At 33.2% G+C, this 18,114-nt stretch carries 12 protein-coding genes; 9 read left to right on the top strand and 3 right to left on the bottom strand.

Annotated features, from left to right (window positions below):
• Nucleotides 1–43 precede the first annotated feature (43 nt).
• From VB691_RS22295 to speA, 8 genes are all read left to right on the top strand, one after another.
• The gene (locus tag VB691_RS22295; RefSeq protein WP_323293731.1) at nucleotides 44–778 is read left to right on the top strand and encodes a hypothetical protein; all 735 of its coding nucleotides are present in this window, start codon (nucleotides 44–46) and stop codon (nucleotides 776–778) included.
• 78 nt (nucleotides 779–856) lie between these two features.
• A complete protein-coding gene (locus tag VB691_RS22290) occupies nucleotides 857–3,058 on the top strand; it encodes a Rieske 2Fe-2S domain-containing protein (RefSeq protein WP_323293730.1) in 2,202 nt (733 codons plus the stop codon).
• Nucleotides 3,059–3,136: 78 nt separating this feature from the next.
• A complete protein-coding gene (gene fni, locus VB691_RS22285) occupies nucleotides 3,137–4,189 on the top strand; it encodes a type 2 isopentenyl-diphosphate Delta-isomerase (RefSeq protein ID WP_323293729.1) in 1,053 nt (350 codons plus the stop codon).
• Complete coding sequence (locus VB691_RS22280) at nucleotides 4,183–4,785, top strand: LysR family transcriptional regulator (RefSeq protein ID WP_323293728.1); 603 nt, start codon at nucleotides 4,183–4,185, stop codon at nucleotides 4,783–4,785. Before fni ends, VB691_RS22280 begins: the two co-directional genes overlap by 7 nt.
• Before the next feature lie 123 nt (nucleotides 4,786–4,908).
• Complete coding sequence (locus VB691_RS22275) at nucleotides 4,909–5,553, top strand: cupin domain-containing protein (RefSeq protein ID WP_323293727.1); 645 nt, start codon at nucleotides 4,909–4,911, stop codon at nucleotides 5,551–5,553.
• A 2-nt stretch (nucleotides 5,554–5,555) separates the two neighbouring features.
• Complete coding sequence (locus VB691_RS22270) at nucleotides 5,556–6,350, top strand: SDR family oxidoreductase (protein ID WP_323293726.1); 795 nt, start codon at nucleotides 5,556–5,558, stop codon at nucleotides 6,348–6,350.
• A gap of 50 nt (nucleotides 6,351–6,400) precedes the next feature.
• Nucleotides 6,401–11,263, top strand: a complete 4,863-nt coding sequence (locus tag VB691_RS22265; RefSeq protein ID WP_323293725.1) for a non-ribosomal peptide synthetase — start codon at nucleotides 6,401–6,403, stop codon at nucleotides 11,261–11,263.
• Nucleotides 11,264–11,265: 2 nt separating this feature from the next.
• Nucleotides 11,266–13,254 carry a biosynthetic arginine decarboxylase gene (gene speA / locus VB691_RS22260; RefSeq protein WP_323293724.1) on the top strand — a complete coding sequence of 663 codons (1,989 nt, stop codon included), beginning with the start codon at nucleotides 11,266–11,268 and terminating at the stop codon, nucleotides 13,252–13,254.
• 158 nt (nucleotides 13,255–13,412) lie between these two features.
• On the opposite strand, the gene VB691_RS22255 is transcribed toward speA, so the two are convergent.
• The 3 genes from VB691_RS22255 to VB691_RS22245 are packed head-to-tail and all read right to left on the bottom strand — an operon-like array spanning nucleotide 13,413 to nucleotide 16,473.
• Complete coding sequence (locus VB691_RS22255; RefSeq protein WP_323293723.1) at nucleotides 13,413–14,591, bottom strand: aldo/keto reductase; 1,179 nt, start codon at nucleotides 14,589–14,591, stop codon at nucleotides 13,413–13,415.
• 21 nt (nucleotides 14,592–14,612) lie between these two features.
• On the bottom strand, nucleotides 14,613–15,728 hold the full coding sequence (locus VB691_RS22250; RefSeq protein WP_323293722.1) for a sulfotransferase domain-containing protein: 1,116 nt from the start codon (nucleotides 15,726–15,728) through the stop codon (nucleotides 14,613–14,615).
• Nucleotides 15,729–15,783: 55 nt separating this feature from the next.
• Nucleotides 15,784–16,473: a sulfotransferase family 2 domain-containing protein gene (locus VB691_RS22245; protein ID WP_323293721.1), complete on the bottom strand. Its 690-nt coding sequence runs from the start codon at nucleotides 16,471–16,473 to the stop codon at nucleotides 15,784–15,786.
• 250 nt (nucleotides 16,474–16,723) lie between these two features.
• Between VB691_RS22245 and VB691_RS22240 the strand changes: the two genes are divergently transcribed.
• On the top strand, nucleotides 16,724–18,004 hold the full coding sequence (locus VB691_RS22240; protein WP_323293720.1) for a glycosyltransferase family 4 protein: 1,281 nt from the start codon (nucleotides 16,724–16,726) through the stop codon (nucleotides 18,002–18,004).
• Nucleotides 18,005–18,114 lie beyond the last annotated feature (110 nt).

Here is an 18,114-nt window from a genome sequence, read left to right as displayed (position 1 = left end):
CCAATCATTGCCCCAAGAACTACTCTGTATTTCTTATCAAAGCATGAAACGTTCTTCTAGGGTTTTAAGGGAATTTGTGCTTTATTATTTTCCCCTTTATCATCTTGAAATAAGGGACTTTTTTCGGTTCTATCCTGTTTTGGGCTTTATGGAAGCATTGGTTTATGAAACAGATGAAGAAGTGGAAGAAATACAAGCTAACAACAGTATATTTTCGGGGTACTCTCCTTGGAAAACTAAACGAGAGACTATTTTAGATATTTTAGAAAAAACGAATCTGAAACATCATTGTGTTGAGACTTATTTAGATAACTTAGGAGAATATTTTGCACTAGAAACTAATTTATTAGCCTCTCGGATAATTACTCATCAAGAAATTATCCAGGCCGCTCAATTGCGTTCTTCTGACTATCGATTTTTGCATTGCACACTGCAAAAAATGTTAGGGCAAAATTTTCAGGACGAAGAACTTAATGAAGAACTCAGATTAATGTGGCCATTAGAAGTTTTAAATGATATCGAAGATGATATTGAATCTTATCAAGAAGATGTTGCTAACAAACACTATAATACTTACAGAATGTTTGTTAAAATCTATGGAGAAAAAGCTCCTTACTATCTTAAAAAAGAATTAGATTACTATCAAAACTTATTTCATGAAGGAGTTGAAACCCTCTCGGATACATCTTTTAAATATAAAGCTTTTCAAAAATCTTGGAATGCCTATCGTCTTGATCATCCTGTTCCTATTATTCCTCAGCCCATTTTAGAAGGATAATTATTAACCAGAGTAAATGGAACAATCCCATACTCATATGAAAGTACATAAAAATTAATTGCAAATATTGGAGAACTCATGAATCTAATTAAGATTAAATCGAAAAAACTGAGTGAACTATTTATTAACATAGGACAACAGCAGGGATTACTGATTAAGATGGGACGTAAAATTGCTCAAAAATCTCAAAAAAGTTGGAATGAGTTTGTTAAAACTTTATTAGAGGGACAAGGAAACTCAACCATAGAGAAAGCTTATCAAGATTTATTGGTCGCCGTAGAACAGTATAATTGCTATTATCAAAACCCTGTTACGTTGGAAGTTGTTTATGATTATTTTGTGGCGAAAATTATTCGTTCTATTCATCTTGAACCGATTAAATTTCCTGATCAATGGTATTTAGCTTGTACAAGAGAAGATATTCCCAAACCAGGGGATTTTGTTTCCTTGAAATTGTTTCAAGAACCCATAGTTATTATTTATCAAGAAGACGGATCAATTAAAGCTTTTTTAAATGTTTGTACCCATCGCCAATCCCCTGTTTTTGAAGGACAAGGATGTGTCGAAAGTAATAAACAAGTTCTTTGTCCTTATCATGGATGGGCATTTGGTTTAGATGGAAAATGCAACAATGCACCTGGAGCAAATAGGGGGGAATTTGGCAACAATTTTGATTTGAATTTATACAATTTACAAGAGATAAAAGTTAAGCAAGAGGGGCAATCTATTTTTGTTCAATTAAGCTCAACGACATCTGAAATAACTTACTTAAAACGAGATAATACAGTAGAAAATATCAGTGTAAAAATCGCTAAATTACTTGATCAAGTTAGCCCTGGTTATGCAGAAGGGAAAACAGCTTCACTTGCTGAACCGATTCGCCTCTGGCTAAAAATTGGTTGTTTGGAAACAGAGTTAACTACATTAGTTTCATCTCTTAATAGTTCTCAAGAAATTTCTGCTTTTCAAGAGACTGAAAGAATAATTGACTCTTTACTTAAAGAGCTTAAACAAGGAATTTTGATGGTAGAGCAGCAAGAGTTAACTATTCCATTAGAGGATATTTTAGAGCGGATTGGAATTTCGCAAGTAGAAGACAAATTAAAGTCACTTAATTCCCTTGATCCTTTGAATTTAGGGAAAGAAAATGACCATCAAACCAAAAATCAATCAGAGGAAGAAATAACTGAATTAAATGGGAAACCATTACCTATTTGGGTGTATGGAGATCCAGCCCTTTTCTCTCTAGAAATTGACAAATTAATTATCCCCACTTGGCAATTTATTTGCCACATCAACGAAGTTCCAAACCCCAGAAACTTCACTTGGTTAGATATTATTGGGGAGAGAGTGTATGTCATCCGAACTGATGAAGGGGACTTATTTTCAGGAAAACTAAAACACCTAGATGAACGCAATTATTGTCCTAATTTTAATTTACCAAATTACGGATTAGAACCAATTGACATTGATGTTTTTTATGGCTTTATTTTTATTCGTTTGAGTTGGGAAGGTCCTAGATTGAAAGAATTATGGTATCAAGCTGACTTACTCAACCCCTATAACTTAGAAACCATGAAACCCATTAATGGGATAGGACAATATGATATCAATGTTGAAGTTGACTATAAATTATTATGGGAAAACTTTTTAGAAGATTACCATTTTCCCATGATGCACAAGGGGTTAACTCGTCGTTTTAAACTATCAAGTGATTGTGAAGGAATAAATGGGATGATTATTCCGATGAAAGATCCCCCTTCTGCCCATTTAACCCCTACAGAGTTTAAATATTATCAAGCAGCTAAAACTTTAGGTACTCACACTTGGGAATATGAAAACCAACTAAAAGAAATAGCCGAAAAAACCCAATCACTCCCAGAAAAGTTATGTTATTCAGCCTTTTGTTCTATGTCATCTCAAGAAGAAATGCCCATGCCTTTTTCGTTAAGTGTCTTTCCCGAACACGTCCAAACCTTTTCTATTGTTCCAGGAGGAGCCAGAGAAAGTCGTTTTTATGTTCGCAGTTATGGCCATGAAGTTGATGCCAATTCTTCCCATTATCAAACCATACGAGAGGCACAACTAACGAATATTCAGTTATTAATTGAATCCTTACACGAAGATATTCGAGTTAACTATATCACCCAAGATAGTGTATCTTCTCAATTGTTTAAGAAAAAAGGTATATTTAGTATTGCTGAGTTAGATGTTGCTAAATTCCAACAAGCTGTTCGCCTGAAATTGCCCATAACCCAATCTCAAAATCGACCTTTCTAAATGTAAGTTTGGTTATCTAGAGTTCAGTCAAACCCTACTGTAAAAACGTCCCCTATTTGTCCTATTTTAAAATCCCGTATGACTATTACATCATCTGCCAATGCCACGAGCGATATCGAAACTCGTAAAACTGAACATTTGCGAGTTTGCTTACAAGAAGACGTAGAATCACCCAACATTACCACGGGTCTTGAAAAATACCGTTTTAATCACTGTTGTCTTCCTGAACTTGACCGTAGTGATCTTGATCTAACCACAATCTTCCTTGGTAAATCTTTGAAGGCCCCTATCCTCATTTCTTCCATGACAGGAGGCACGTCTCTAGCTCATTTAGTGAATACAAGGCTGGCAACAGTAGCACAACGTTATGGTTTAGCCATGGGCATCGGATCTCAACGCATTGCCCTTGAACAGCCTCAAGTTGCCCCTACTTTTGCCGTGCGACATCTTGCGCCCGATATTCTTCTTTTCGCTAATTTAGGGGCTGTCCAGTTGAATTATGGCTGTGGATTAGACGAATGTTTAAAACTGGTAGATTTATTAGAAGCTGATGCCCTGATTCTTCACCTGAATCCATTACAAGAATGGGTACAATCTAGAGGCGATAAAAATTTTAAGGGATTGTTAAATAAAATAGCTCAAATCTGTCTACAATTACCCGTTCCCGTTGTAGTTAAAGAAGTAGGAAATGGGATCTCATGGAGCATGGCGAAACAATTAATTGATGCGGGAGTCGCTGCCATAGATGTGGCAGGGGCAGGAGGTACCTCTTGGGCAAAAGTTGAAAGTCAACGGGCTAAAGATAAAAAACAGCAACATCTTGGACAAGTTTTTGCAGATTGGGGTTTACCAACAGCCGACTGCATTAACTCAATTCGAGCCATGAATTCTCGCATTCCTTTAATTGCTTCTGGAGGGCTTAAAAATGGATTAGATATTGCTAAAGTCATCGCATTAGGGGCAGATTTAGGCGGATTGGCTCGTCCTTTTCTTAGTGCCGCAGTTGAATCAGAAGCTGCTGTCGATGAGTTAGTTACATTTTTAATTGCTGAACTGGAAATTGCTTTATTTTGTACAGGAAATGCGAATTTAACTGCCCTCAAAAATTCCGGAGCGTTACAACCATGCTAAAATTTTCTATGGAATTTAATTATCCTAACCCTTCCCAAACCCCATTAAAAGTAGGAACCCTTGGACCTAACAATACCAGTAGCGGACACACTTTAAATTATCTGGCAAGTCAATGGCAAGCTGAAGAAATTACCGTCACTCCTTGTTGGTTTGATAGTTTCACTGAACTCAAAGATTCCTTACTCGATAATAAAGTTGATTTAGCCTTAGTTCCTCATGCCTATGAAAGAATTAATGATTTCTACATGGAACCGCAATTTAAACTGAGGTTTGTCTTCACTTATCCAACACCAGTTTATGGATTAGCTAAACGAAAAAATTCAGAATTAGTGACAGAAAATTGTACAATTGTTACCCACCCTGCGCCTTTTCCCCTACTACCTTATTTATTACCTAACTACCAAGATAAAATTAATATCAAAGTTAAATTTGTTAATTCTACTAGCATAGCAGCCCTTGAACTTAAAGAAGGATTAGCCGATTTAGCTATTACTAATGAACAGGCTTTAAAAGATAATGACTTAGAATTTATTGCAATCTATGGAAAAATTGATATGAGTTGGTCTATTTTTCAAAAACAAAGTTTGTTAAGTTAAAATGTGAGTAATTTACAAATCAAAAGTCTCAAAAAATATGTTAATTAAACATTAAATATATCCCTAGTCAACGGCAGGAATCTTATTTCTGTAAATTCTAAAAATCGCCCACACAGTAAAAAAATGTCTCAATTTTTCCCAGAACAAAAAATTATCAATGTCAATGAACAGGTTGAATTATTAGCGTTTCAATGTGAAGATACTGTGATTCAATTAGCTTCTATTGCACCAGGGGCAACCTTTCCGCTTCATCAACATCAAGAAAGCCAAATCGGTATGATATTTAATGGCAGTTTAGAAATGGATATCAATGGGAATAAAACCATTATTCAACCTTTAGACCATGTTTATATTGCTGGTTCTAATATTCCTCATGGCTCAAAAAATCTCCTATCTCAAACAATTTTAGGGTTTGATGTAAAACGGATTATTCCTACTTCTTTATCTACGGAAAATCAGTCACAAATTCTTCGAGTGCTTCCGAATAAAACAAAAAACCTTGGACGATCTTGTCGCTCTGTTAAAGGAGCTTGGTTTGAAATTATTATTACTGAAATTCCGCCTAAAAAAAATATTCCCAAAAAACAATCTTCTTTGCCTATAATGGGAATAACCCTCAATAGTAAATTAGAGGTTCAAATAGAAACAGAAAAACAACAAGTAGCTTATGGAAATATTTATTATACTCCGGCTAAAACTGCTTGTGAAGTATCTAATTTGACAGATGATACTGTTTCCTTACTTGAGATTATATTAGAGGAATTATAAAGATGGATTTAGGATTAACTAAAAAAGTAGCTTTAGTGACAGGAGCAAGTGCAGGAATTGGTTTTGCGATCGCAGAAAAAATGGCAGCAGAAGGCTGTTGTTTAATCATTTGTGGTAGAAATAGTCAAACACTAGAAAAAGCTCATCAAGCATTACTTAAATTCCAAGGAGAAGTTATTAGTGTCATAGCAGATGTCCAAGATGAAACAGACTCTCAAAATTTAGTTAAACAAGCTTTAGAAAATTTTGGTAAAATTGACATTTTAATCAACAATTCAGAGGGAGCTAGTTTTGCCGGAGACTTGATAGAAAATATTTCAGATAAAGCATGGAAAAACACATTTGAAGGTAAATTAATGGGCTATATCCGCATGACAAATTTAGTGTTACCCAAGATGAAAAGTCAACAATGGGGGCGAATTATTAATATTATTGGAACATCAGGAAAAGAGCCTTCTGCCCATTTAATAAAATCAGGGGTTGTCAATGCAGGATTAATTAATTTTACCAAAGCAGTAGCTACTCAAGTTGCTAAATACAATGTCTTAGTTACTGCCATTAATCCTGGTATTATTGATACTCCAAGACATCGACAATATTTAGACATTAATGCTCAAAAGCAAGAAACAACTATTGATTTTATTCGAGAAAAAATAATCAATAATATTCCCATTAAACGCATTGGAAATTCTAGTGAAATTGCAAACCTAGTCACTTTTCTTTCTTCAGAATGTGCCAGCTATATAACAGGAGTAACCATTCCAGTCGATGGCGGTTTGTCCACTGCGGCCTTCTAATTTATCAACCATAATCATCGAAAATAACCGACAATATTAACACAAAAAAAATGGTCATCTCCAAAAAATCGAACAAAACCAAAGATATCGAATCTATTTATCCCCTGTCTCCGACTCAGGAAGGAATGTTATTTCATACCCTTTATCATCCTGAGTCTTATGTTTACTTTGATCAATTTTGTTTGACACTTCAAGGAAAACTTGATATTGCAGCTTTTCAACAAGCTTGGCAAAAAATATTAGATAGACATCCCATTTTCAGAACTCTATTTATTTGGAAAAATCGTAAGCAACCCCTTCAAGTAGTACGCAAACAAGTTAAATTACCTTGGGTTAATCATGATTGGAGATCACTCTCAAAACAAGAGCTAGAAACTCGTATTGATGCCTTTTTAGAAGAAGATAGAAAACAAGGGTTAACAACAGATCAAGCTCCTCTAATGCGCTGTAATTTAATTCGAGTTAGTGATGATAATTATCAACTGATTTGGAGTTTTCATCATCTTCTGTGTGATGGGTGGAGTTGGCCGATTATTCTTCAAGAAATTTTTACTTTCTACGATGCTATTAAACAAGGAAATTCGATTAATTTACCTAGCCCCCGTCCTTATCAAGACTATATTAATTGGTTACAACAGCAAGATAAAGTCTCTGCCGAAAATTTTTGGAAAAAGAACCTAAAAGGATTCAAATTTCCTATTTCTTTAAATCAAGATAAATCATGTCAAAAAACAGATAAAACCTATAATATTCATCAAAGAAAATTATCAACTTCACTTACCAATCAATTAAAATCCTTTGCCACTCAAAACCATCTTACCCTTTCGACCCTAGTTCAAGCAGCTTGGGCTTTACTATTAAGTCGTTATAGTCAAGAAAAAGATATTGTTTTTGGCACAGTTGTTTCTGGTCGAACTTCTAATTTGTCGGGAATAGAATCCATGGTAGGGCTTTTTATTAATACCCTACCCACAAGAATCAAAGTACCTAAAGATACAAAAATTATACCTTGGTTACATCAAATTCAAGAACAACATATTGAAGGAGAGCAATATTCTTATAGTTCACTGGTTGATATTCAGGGGTGGAGTGATATCTCTAGAAATGATTCATTATTTGAGACAATTCTTGCCTTTGAAAATTACCCTACTACCACTACATTTCAAGAGCTTCCTGATGGATTAAAAATTATCAATATGGAAGATATTGGACAAACTAATTATCCTTTAGTGGTGAGAGCGATTCCTTTTTCTGAAATGGCTTTGATGATTAATTATGAGGAAAATTATTTTGATTTTAACACGATTGACCGTATGCTTGGTCATCTACAAACTTTATTAGAAGAAATTATTATTAATCCTTATCGTTTTCCTAAAGATATAGTAATGCTGACTCAAGCAGAACGGAAAATGATCTTAAATGAATGGAATAATACTCTCTCTTTATTTCCCATTAATCAATGTGTTCATCAACTCTTTGAGAAGCAAGTTAAAAAAACACCTAACGCAGTAGCAGTTGTCTATGAAAATCAATCATTAACCTATCAACAGTTAAATCAAAAAGCGAATCAGTTAGCACATTATTTGCATCATTTAGGTGTTAAAGCAGATAGTTTAGTCGCTATTTGTCTTGAAAGGTCTTTAGATATTGCTGTCGCTATTGTAGCAACTCTCAAAGCTGGAGGTGCTTGTGTTCCTATTGATCCTAACTATCCAGAAGAACGAATTAATTTTATCTTAGAAGATAGCACGGCAAAAATTATTTTAACACAAGATTCTTGCTCACTAATACTATCTAAAGAAAATTCACATCATTTGATTATATTAGAGCATCAATGGGATGAAATCAGTCAAGAACTTTCTCACAATTTAGATGTTCAAATTGATGATTCTCATTTAGCATATCTTATTTATACTTCTGGTTCTACTGGTATACCTAAAGGGGTTGCTGTTCCCCATCGTTCACTTACAAATTTAGTAGAACACCATCGAGATAAAATGCTAACTGGGGGTAGTGTTCTTCAATTTGCCTCTTTTAGTTTTGATGTTAGTTATCATGAAATGGTGGCTGCTTGGTGTTTTGGAGGAACTCTATATATTGCCTCTGAAGAAACTCGTTTAGATTTAGATAAATTAGTTGATTTACTAGCCAATCATTCTATTGAAAAAGCTATTCTTCCAGTTACTTTGTGGCAACAAATAGCTGAATTATATGGTGATAAAATTTATCTTTTTAATAACTTAAAAGAAGCGATTGCGGCGGGAGAACAATTACAAATTACACCTCCCATGATTGCTATGTTCAAACAGTTAAAAAAATGCAGACTTTATAATTTTTATGGTCCTTCTGAAGCTGATTTAGTCACAGCTTATGCTTTTAGTGAGTATCCTGAGCAATGGCCCCTTTATCCTCCCATTGGGAAACCAGCTATTAATGTAAAAGTTTATTTATTAGATGAAGATTTACACCCTGTTCCGTTAGGTCGTATTGGAGAATTATATGTTAGTGGTGCAGGCTTGGCGCGAGGTTACTTTAATCGACCAGAATTAACCACTAAAAAATTTATTTCTAATCCTTTTTGCCAACAAAATAAAAATATTTATAAAACAGGAGATTTGGCCCGTTATTTACCTGACGGAAATATTGAATTTTTAGGTAGAATAGATGACCGAGTAAAAATTAGAGGTTATAGTGTTGAATTAGGAGAATTAGAAGCTGCATTAAATCAACATCCTTCCCTGAGCCAAGGAACTGTTAAAGTGTATGGAACAACGGCAACTGATAAATACTTGTGTGCCTATTTTGTTCCCCTAAAAACTAAAACAATTACCATGGAAGAATTGCGGGATTTTCTCACAGAACAACTTCCTGAATATATGATTCCTTCTGTTTTCATTTCCATGGAGTCATTGCCATTAACATCTAATGGTAAAGTTGACCGCAAAAAATTGCCAGAACCTACCAGTAACCGACCAGAATTAATTCAAAATTATGTTGTACCAAATACACCGACTGAAGAAATATTGACGGTGATTTGGCAAGATATTTTAGGATTAACAAAAGTTGGAATATATGATAACTTTTTTACCTTGGGAGGACATTCTTTATTAGCAACTCAAGTCATTGCTATAATTCGCAAGACCTTTAATCTAGAGTTACCCATAAAAAATTTATTTGACTCTCCTACCATTGCTTTATTAGCTAAAGATATTGAAAAAAATACTAATAACAGAAATAGTCAACCTATTATCTCAAATTCACTACAATTATTACAAAACCAATTAATCCCAATTTCTTTAAATCAGTTGGAGTTTTGGTTTTTTGAACAATTTTATCCGAGAAATTCTGTGTATAATTTGCCTTTGATTTATCAAATTAAAGGCAAACTAAATATTACCATTCTAGAAAAAAGCTTAAAAGAAATTGTTAAACGTCATGAAATTTTACGAACAACTTTTATTTATCAAGATGGACAAGTTTTACAAAAAATTAACCCTGAAATAGTTTTAGATTTTTCTATCGTTAACCTACAAAATCTAAGTGAAAAAGAACAAGAAAAAGTATCCCAGAAATTAGCATCTGAAGAAATATATCAACCTTTTGACTTAGAAAAAGGTTCATTATTTCGTAGTAAACTTTTTCAATTATCCGATGATAACTTCCTCTTTGTTGTCACCATGCACCACATTATTTCTGATGGTTGGTCTTTTGGAATTTTCATTCGAGAATTAGGTATTATTTACGAAGCTTTTTGTCAAAGCAAACCTTCCCCACTCACTGAATTACCCATTCAATATGCTGATTTTGCTTTTTGGCAATGGCAATCGCGCAATCAAAAATCATGGCAGCCGCACCTTGATTTTTGGAAACAATATATAGGGGTTAATCCCCCTATTTTAAATCTTCCGACTGATTATCCACGACCCCAAAAAAGAACTTTCAAAGGTGATACTTATCCCATCCCTATTTCCTCAGAATTAACTAATGCTTTAAAAGTCTTAAGTCAGCAAGAACAGTCCACTTTATATATGACCTTACTCTCAGCTTTTAAACTATTATTATTTTATTACACACAACAAGAAGATATTATTATAGGGGGAATAATTGCCAATCGTAATCGACCAGAAACTCAAGATTTAATTGGCTTTTTTGTTAATCTTTTACCTATATATACTAACTTGGATGGTAATCCAAGTTTCCGAGAGTTATTGCGTCGAGTTCGTGAAGCAAGTTTAGGAGTTTATTCTCATCAAGAAATTCCTTTTATAGAATTGATAGAATACTTAAAACCGAGACGAGATCCCAGATATTTATTACTAACTCAGGTAGGATTTATTTTTCATAACAGTTCAAAAACAGATTTAAAAATGGCTGATCTTACCCTGAAAGAATATTTTCTGGACACAAACACAAAAGAAGCAGATACAGCAGAATTTGATTTAACCATGTCTTTAGAAGAAACGAATCAAGGTGTTGACGGTTATCTCGTTTATAGAAGTGACTTATTTGCGCCAATCACGATTGCTAAAATGGGTCAACATTTCCATCAATTATTAGAAAATATTATTACTAACCCGGAGGAAAAACTCTCTAAGCTTTCCCCTTTATCTACACAAGAATATCCTCCAGTCAATTCCTTATTGACTGCGGTTAATAGCATTGAATCTACCAATGTTATTGAACCTAGAAATTCAACAGAAAAAGTCCTAGCTCATATCTGGAAAAAAGTCTTAGGATTAGAACAGGTAGGGATTTATGACAACTTTTTTGAACTAGGAGGAACTTCTCATCAAGTGCTTCAAGTCATGAATGAACTTAGCAAAAAAACAAAAAAAAATATACCATTATGCCACTTTTTTGAGCAACCAACTATAGAAAATCTGGCAACAATAATTAAAATTAATCAACCTTGATAATGGATGGAACAATGACTAATTCTTGGACAATTGAAGATAGTAAAAAGCTGTATCGTATTCAAGATTGGGGAACTCCTTATTTCTCAATTAATGATAAGGGAAATATTGTTGTTTTTCCTCAAGGAGATTCCCAAGTTTCTTTAGATTTATTTGATCTAGTTAAATCTCTAGAAAAACGTAACATTAAACCTCCGTTAATTATTCGATTTCCTGAAATTTTATCTGATAGAATTAATAGATTAAATAAATGTTTTGAAACAGCAATTAAACGTTATGGCTATCAAGGAACTTATCAGGGAGTCTATCCGATCAAATGTAATCCGCACCGTCATTTAGTCGAAAATGTAGTTCAGTTTGGTCAACCTTATAATTTTGGATTAGAAGTAGGATCTAAACCGGAATTGATGATTGCTTTAGCTGTTTTAGATAATCCGAAAACCTATCAAAAAGAAGATTCAAAACCTCTTTTAATTTGTAATGGTTATAAAGATCAGGAATACATTGAAACAGCCCTTTTAGCTCAATGTTTGGGTAAACAATCAGTTATTGTAATTGAACAACTATCAGAATTATCTTTAGCACTTGAAATTAGTAAAAGATTGGAGATTTTTCCTGTTTTGGGTATTAGAGCAAAACTTAATACAAAAGGTTGTGGACATTGGGAAAATTCTACAGGTGAGCGAGCCAAATTTGGCTTAACAATTCCTCAAATTATGGAGGCTATAAATCTTCTCAAAAAGGAGAATAGATTATCTTGTTTACAACTTCTTCACTTCCATATTGGCTCTCAAATTTCTTCAATTACTACCATTAAAGATGCCATTCGAGAAGCAACTCAAATTTATATCCAACTAGTAAAATTAGGTGCGTCCATGGGGTATCTGGATGTGGGTGGGGGACTAGGAGTCGATTATGATGGTTCTAAAACGAATTCTCCTGCTTCCAAGAATTATAATATGCAAAATTATGCCAATGATATTGTAGCAGAAGTAAAAGAGGTTTGTGAAGGGGAAAATATTGCTATGCCAGTATTAATAAGTGAGAGTGGAAGATCCATTGCTTCCCATCAATCTATTCTCATTTTTGATGTACTTTCTACCAGCAATTGTGCCACAATAAACCTCAAATCTCCCTGTCAAGATGATCAGCTAATTGTTCATGATATTTGGGAAATATATCAATCTATTAGTATAGATAATTATCAGGAAAGTTATCATGATGCAATTCAATTTAAAGAAGAAGCAATTAGTTTATTTAACTTAGGTCATTTGAGTCTATTAGAAAGAGCTAAGATTGAAAATATATACTGGGCTTGTTGTTCTAATATTTTAGAGATTATTCAACATCAAAATGAAATACCAGAAGATTTAGAAGATTTAGAAAAAAGTCTGAGCTCAGTTTACCATATTAATCTTTCTATTTTTCAATCTGCACCTGATACTTGGGCGATAAAACAACTCTTTCCTATTCTGCCGATTCATCGCCTGAACGAGAAGCCAACTAAAAAAGCAATTTTAGCTGATTTAACTTGTGATAGTGATGGCAAAATCGATCATTTTATTGATTTTAGAAAGGTTAAAAATTTTTTAGAATTGCATTCTCTAGAAACTAATGATCCTGACTCTACTTTTTCCAATTCCCACTCTTTAAATTCCTTGGCTAAACTCCCGAAATATTATATCGGAATGTTTTTGGTAGGAGCTTATCAAGAAGTTATGGGGAACCTCCATAATCTTTTTGGTGATACTAATCTTGTTCATATAATCATGACCTCTAACAGTTATCATATTGAACAATTTATTAAAGGAGATACGATGATAGAAGTTCTCCAATCTCTAGATTATAATGCTCATGAATTATTAGAACAAATTCGACTTTGTAGTGAAAAAGCATTACAAGATAAAAAAATCACTTTTGCCCAATTACAACTTTTACGACAAAACTATGAGCAAAGTTTAAGTGGTTATACTTATCATGCTGTAGATTAAAGTTATGACTGAAGTTCTCCCCAGATAAATTAACAAAAGCCCCATCTAGAGAGACTTATAGAGATTTTTAAAAGTTGCTAGATAGCTTTCAATAACTCACCTAGTTTAATTTCTGGGGGAATCAGATTTTATTAAGAGTCAAACGTTGTCGTATTATTTTAAGATGAAGTTTTTTCATTCGGAATATTTAAGAGTTGATGGGCTTCTTCTAATACCTTGTGGATTGTATCTTGATGAGGACTATTTTTCAAGTAAGGTTCTAAATCAAACTTAGATAATTCTTCGGCTGTGTTACCAGGAAACCAAGGATCTTTTGTTTTTAAATGATTATAACGTTTTTGAGCATACTCCAACATATCATAAGCCACGGCTAAATTTCTTAACCATAAAATAATAGGAATATTGATTTTTCCAGGGGTTTCTTGATAGGAAGGTAAACCAACATACCAACTATTCACCCAGTCTTTTCCTAAGCTGGAGATCGCCTCTGTTTGCAAACGGTTTAAAATAGGTGTTAGAATTTCATCGGCTTGCTCTAAAAGTCCGATAACCTTAAGGTGTTCGTCAAAATCTGAGGGTTGAGCAGCGCCTAAACTTAAAGTATGAATTTGAGGATGGCTTAAACAAAACAGATCATTGAATAACATTGGACTTAAAGGGTAACATAAATCGACTAATTTTTGGGGTGGTTTATAGAGCATTCCTCCTTTATCACAGGGACTAATAATAAAAACTCCTAAATCATAATAATTGGCTGTTTCAATGGCTGACCAATTAAATTGATTAATATAATACCAATGCAAATTTACATAGTCAAATTGATCAGTTTCAATCGTTTTTATAATTAAATTTGTCGGGCCATGGGTAGAAAAACCTCGAAAACGAACTTTTCCCTCCCTTTGTAATTGTTTAATCACATCCAGACAACCTTGAAAACAAATGCTGTCATTCAGTTGTTGCTCATTATTAATGCCATGTATGGTTAATAAATCTACATAATCTAACCCCAAATAAGCCAAAGATTGCTCAAATAAATGCCGAAATTGTTGCGGATCAGATTGAGGCATTACTTTAGTTTGTATAATGAGTTCTTGACGAGATAGTTCAGATAAAATTGCGCCTAACTGCATCTCCGAAGTGCCATAAATGCGGGCTGTCTCTAGATGATTAATGCCAACTTCTAGGGAACGATGAATGGTAGCTTCTGCATTTTTTTGATTGTCTTGGGGAATTAGTTCTTGAGGGTACTCTTTAAATTCATCATAAATAAACCGAACGCCCCCACAAGAAAAAATGGGCATTGGTATTCCTGTTCGTCCAAATCTACGATATTGCATTTTAAATTGTTAATGTTTTCATTATTTTAAATATAATGTATTAGGAACAATAAAATCAGGAGTTACAATAGTTAAAGATTTTTTTAAAGTTTCTCTAATCTCTTTTAAGTCCTTCGTTGTCAATTCAACTTCTTGCTTATTGAGATTTGCTTTTGATAAGACTGTATTTGCCTGTGAGTCTTTCTCTAATACTTTTAATACTTGGTGTAAATTAGTTATTGGTAGATCACAGTATTTTAATAGTTCTAAAATAGTTTGTTTGGGACTAGTTTTTAAGGTTTTAAAACGAACAGCAATAGAAGAAGGAAATTGTGTTTCAAGGGATAGATAACGCTCCATCACGGACAACCATGCTAAGGTCAAAATTTTGACATAAGATAAGGATTTATTATGCTGATAATTGGCAACTAAAGGGCTAATTTGACTTGCTTCCTTCTCTATTTCAAGTAAGGAGTCAATATTATTAGGAATATCTCCTAAAGAAGCTCTAAATGCTGATTTAATCCAACTTTTAGCATCACGATATAAGAAAATAATTTTAGCTTCAGGAAACTGTTTTAATATTAAATCTGCTAGTTCAATTCCATAACTTCTAAATTTAATGACCTGTGTATAGGAAAGAAATGACCTACATAATAACTTCGTACAGTTTTCAACTAATTGACTGATTTCCGGATCATTACTTCCATCCCATTGTCTCATAATCACCAGTTGATCATATACTCCTGGTTCTGAAAAGCTGACGGTATTTTTGATTTGATTAAATATAGAATTAAGTAGGGTTGAACCACAACGTCCCACTGAATAAATTATGACAAGTTTTTTTGGTTTTTCTACCTCTTGTGCTATTTTAGATAAATCTTCAAATGTAACGGCGATTAATCGTTGAGCATAGTCATATTGTGCTTGATAGAAAAAAGGAAATTGATAAAGATTAATATTTGGATTAGTTTCTACAAAAATTGCTATTTTTTGTGAGAATTCTAGACAATACAAACTAATATTAGATTGATTGATAATACTATCAATATCTATTCTTTCTACCTCTTGATAGTCAAAATCTTCTAAAGAAGGAATAGATAGAAAATGAGGTTTGATTTTGCTTTTTATTTGAAGGATTTTAGCTGTTTTTGTCATTATTTATATTGTAGATAAATTAGATTAAATAGAATGAATTGGATAACTCATGATGTTAAATTTTATAACCAAATAGCTTAATTTCTTTTTCAAATAGTTGGGCAATTTTTTCTATTTCTTTTTGATTGAACATTATCTTGGATGATTTTTTGTCTTTTCGATATGTTCCTTTAGCTCTAGGGAGTAATATCTTTCCTGGAAGATTAAGTTGTAAAAAAATATTTTCTAGTTCTGCTTCTAAATTTTCATATAAATAAACTTTATTAACTACAATTTCATTGTTAATGGTATAAATATTGAACCCCCATTGTCGCAAACCAGTAATCAGATCCAAATTGATAAAATCTGAAAAAGAGAGCAATTTTTCTTCCTCAGTTAAATAACTAATATAGTGATAATATAGTGAAATTACACGCTCCCAAGGATTTCTTTCAAAGCAAAACTTATAATATTCATCCCAAATTTCATCATGCAGCCAACTTCTTATCTCCCTAGCTGAGATATGATTATAAAATGTCATTGACTTTGGCTCTTTAAACAACTTTTTCTCCGCAGTAATCGGTAAAAATTTATAATTTTGAGGACCTGGATAACCTAAACTTTTTCTAATTGCTTCGTCTTCTTCTACAATGGGAGTAATAATATCATTTTCTCCACAAAATCTAGAAAGGGCAATTTCCAGGCTAGTTCCAGCCGTTTTTGCCGTTTTAAGAAATATAAATTTATATTTATGAGAAATAATCACAGCAGTATTTGATGATACTCTTATCGGATAAGTGATCAATTAAGAAGATAGTGTTTTTTTATTTTTTGCAAAAAAACACCAGGATAAGCTATCCTTATTGAACATTAGGCATTATATCACAACAGGAGTCTTTTTGGGTAGTTGTTATTTGCTTTTCTTTATATTTGATTAAAATTGTATAAAATACTCTATTTTCAAGCTTGTTTTTAAGTACAATAAACTAAAATCATTACTATTAAACTGCTCAACCGTGAAAATTGCCTTTTTTGATTATATCTGGACTCTTGCTGAACCGCCAAAATTTGGCTCAGGTATTTTATGTTATCAGTTAGCTCTTCGTCTTGCTCGCTCAAATAATGTTATTTTTTATGGTTCAAAAGCTCCCGACCATCAGGAATTAGAATATACTCAAGATGGCATTACTTATCATAGAATTTCTACCAACTTAATTGATAAAATATTAGGCTGGTTACGAGTGCTAGATGATTGGAATTTTTTTTCTAGAAAGCGTCCTTTTTATGCTTCAAGATTATGTGATTTTAGATATTATTGGCAGATAGGTAAAGATTTGCAATCCCAAAATTGTGATGTTATTCAAATCAATTTTACTTTTCATGTTGCCCCCCTAATTCGAGCTTTAAATCCTCAAGCAAAAATTGTTGTCTTTTTACAGACTGAATGGTTAACACAACTTGATCATCAGATGGTAGCCAAGCAATTAGAAGCAGTGGATCTTATCATTGGATGTAGTAACTATATTACTAATAAAATCCGTAATCAATTTCCTACTATCCCTTGTGAAACAGTTTTTAATGGCGTAGATATCAATCATTTTAAGGTTAATCCTGAAGTAAAAAACACTCAAAAGGAGGGAATAGTCACTTTACTTTTTGTTGGTAGAGTCTCACCAGAGAAGGGAATACATATTTTGTTACAAGCTTTTAATCAGGTAATCTTAAAGTATCCTCAAGTTCAGCTTAAAATAGTTGGGCCTGAAGATCAATATGGTGTGTTACCAGTACAAATGCTTGATACAGAAGATCCTTATGTTGAAAATTTGATTCCCTTTTACCAAGGGAAATATAGTCAACAATTACGACAAATAATTTCTGCTCATGCAGCTAGTTCAGTCTCTTTTGTTGGACCCATAAAACAACTTGATTTAGTTGAACATTATCAGAAAGCAGATATTTTTGTGTTTCCTTCTGTATGGAATGAACCTTTTGGAATTCCCTTGGTCGAAGCAATGGCGATGGAACTACCTATTATTGCTACTCATAGCGGTGCCTTTCCAGAAATTGTAGAAGATGAAAAAACAGGCTTATTGGTTGAACGTGCTAACCCTGATGCTTTAGCTACTGCAATTTTGCAACTTCTTGAGGATAAAAATCTCCGTGATGTCATGGGAAAAGCTGCACGAAAACAGGCTGTTAACAAGTTTTCCTGGGAAAAAATTAATGAAAACTTATTAATTAAGTATCAGAATCTGTTTGGTAGTGATAAATATGTAGTGAAAACTAAAATTAGCTGATTTTAAAATGCTTAATTTTTTGGAGTTATTTTTAATTTTTACTAATTAGTTATATCCCACATTCCGCACTTCAAAAAAGTAGCATAATCGTAGTATGAAATCAGGGGCTA

The sequence above is a fragment of the Crocosphaera sp. XPORK-15E genome, assembly GCF_034931425.1.
Classification (GTDB): domain Bacteria; phylum Cyanobacteriota; class Cyanobacteriia; order Cyanobacteriales; family Microcystaceae; genus UHCC-0190.
This window is presented reverse-complemented; position numbering and strand designations above follow the sequence as displayed.

Excerpts from the sequence above, each read along its gene's own strand:
- VB691_RS22295 (WP_323293731.1), top strand. The coding sequence starts at position 44 with ATGAAACGTTCTTCTAGGGTTTTAAGGGAATTTGTGCTTTATTATTTT.
- VB691_RS22290 (WP_323293730.1), top strand. The coding sequence starts at position 857 with ATGAATCTAATTAAGATTAAATCGAAAAAACTGAGTGAACTATTTATT.
- fni (WP_323293729.1), top strand. The coding sequence starts at position 3,137 with ATGACTATTACATCATCTGCCAATGCCACGAGCGATATCGAAACTCGT.
- VB691_RS22280 (WP_323293728.1), top strand. The coding sequence starts at position 4,183 with ATGCTAAAATTTTCTATGGAATTTAATTATCCTAACCCTTCCCAAACC.
- VB691_RS22275 (WP_323293727.1), top strand. The coding sequence starts at position 4,909 with ATGTCTCAATTTTTCCCAGAACAAAAAATTATCAATGTCAATGAACAG.
- VB691_RS22270 (WP_323293726.1), top strand. The coding sequence starts at position 5,556 with ATGGATTTAGGATTAACTAAAAAAGTAGCTTTAGTGACAGGAGCAAGT.
- VB691_RS22265 (WP_323293725.1), top strand. The coding sequence starts at position 6,401 with ATGGTCATCTCCAAAAAATCGAACAAAACCAAAGATATCGAATCTATT.
- speA (WP_323293724.1), top strand. The coding sequence starts at position 11,266 with ATGGATGGAACAATGACTAATTCTTGGACAATTGAAGATAGTAAAAAG.
- VB691_RS22255 (WP_323293723.1), bottom strand. The coding sequence starts at position 14,591 with ATGCAATATCGTAGATTTGGACGAACAGGAATACCAATGCCCATTTTT.
- VB691_RS22250 (WP_323293722.1), bottom strand. The coding sequence starts at position 15,728 with ATGACAAAAACAGCTAAAATCCTTCAAATAAAAAGCAAAATCAAACCT.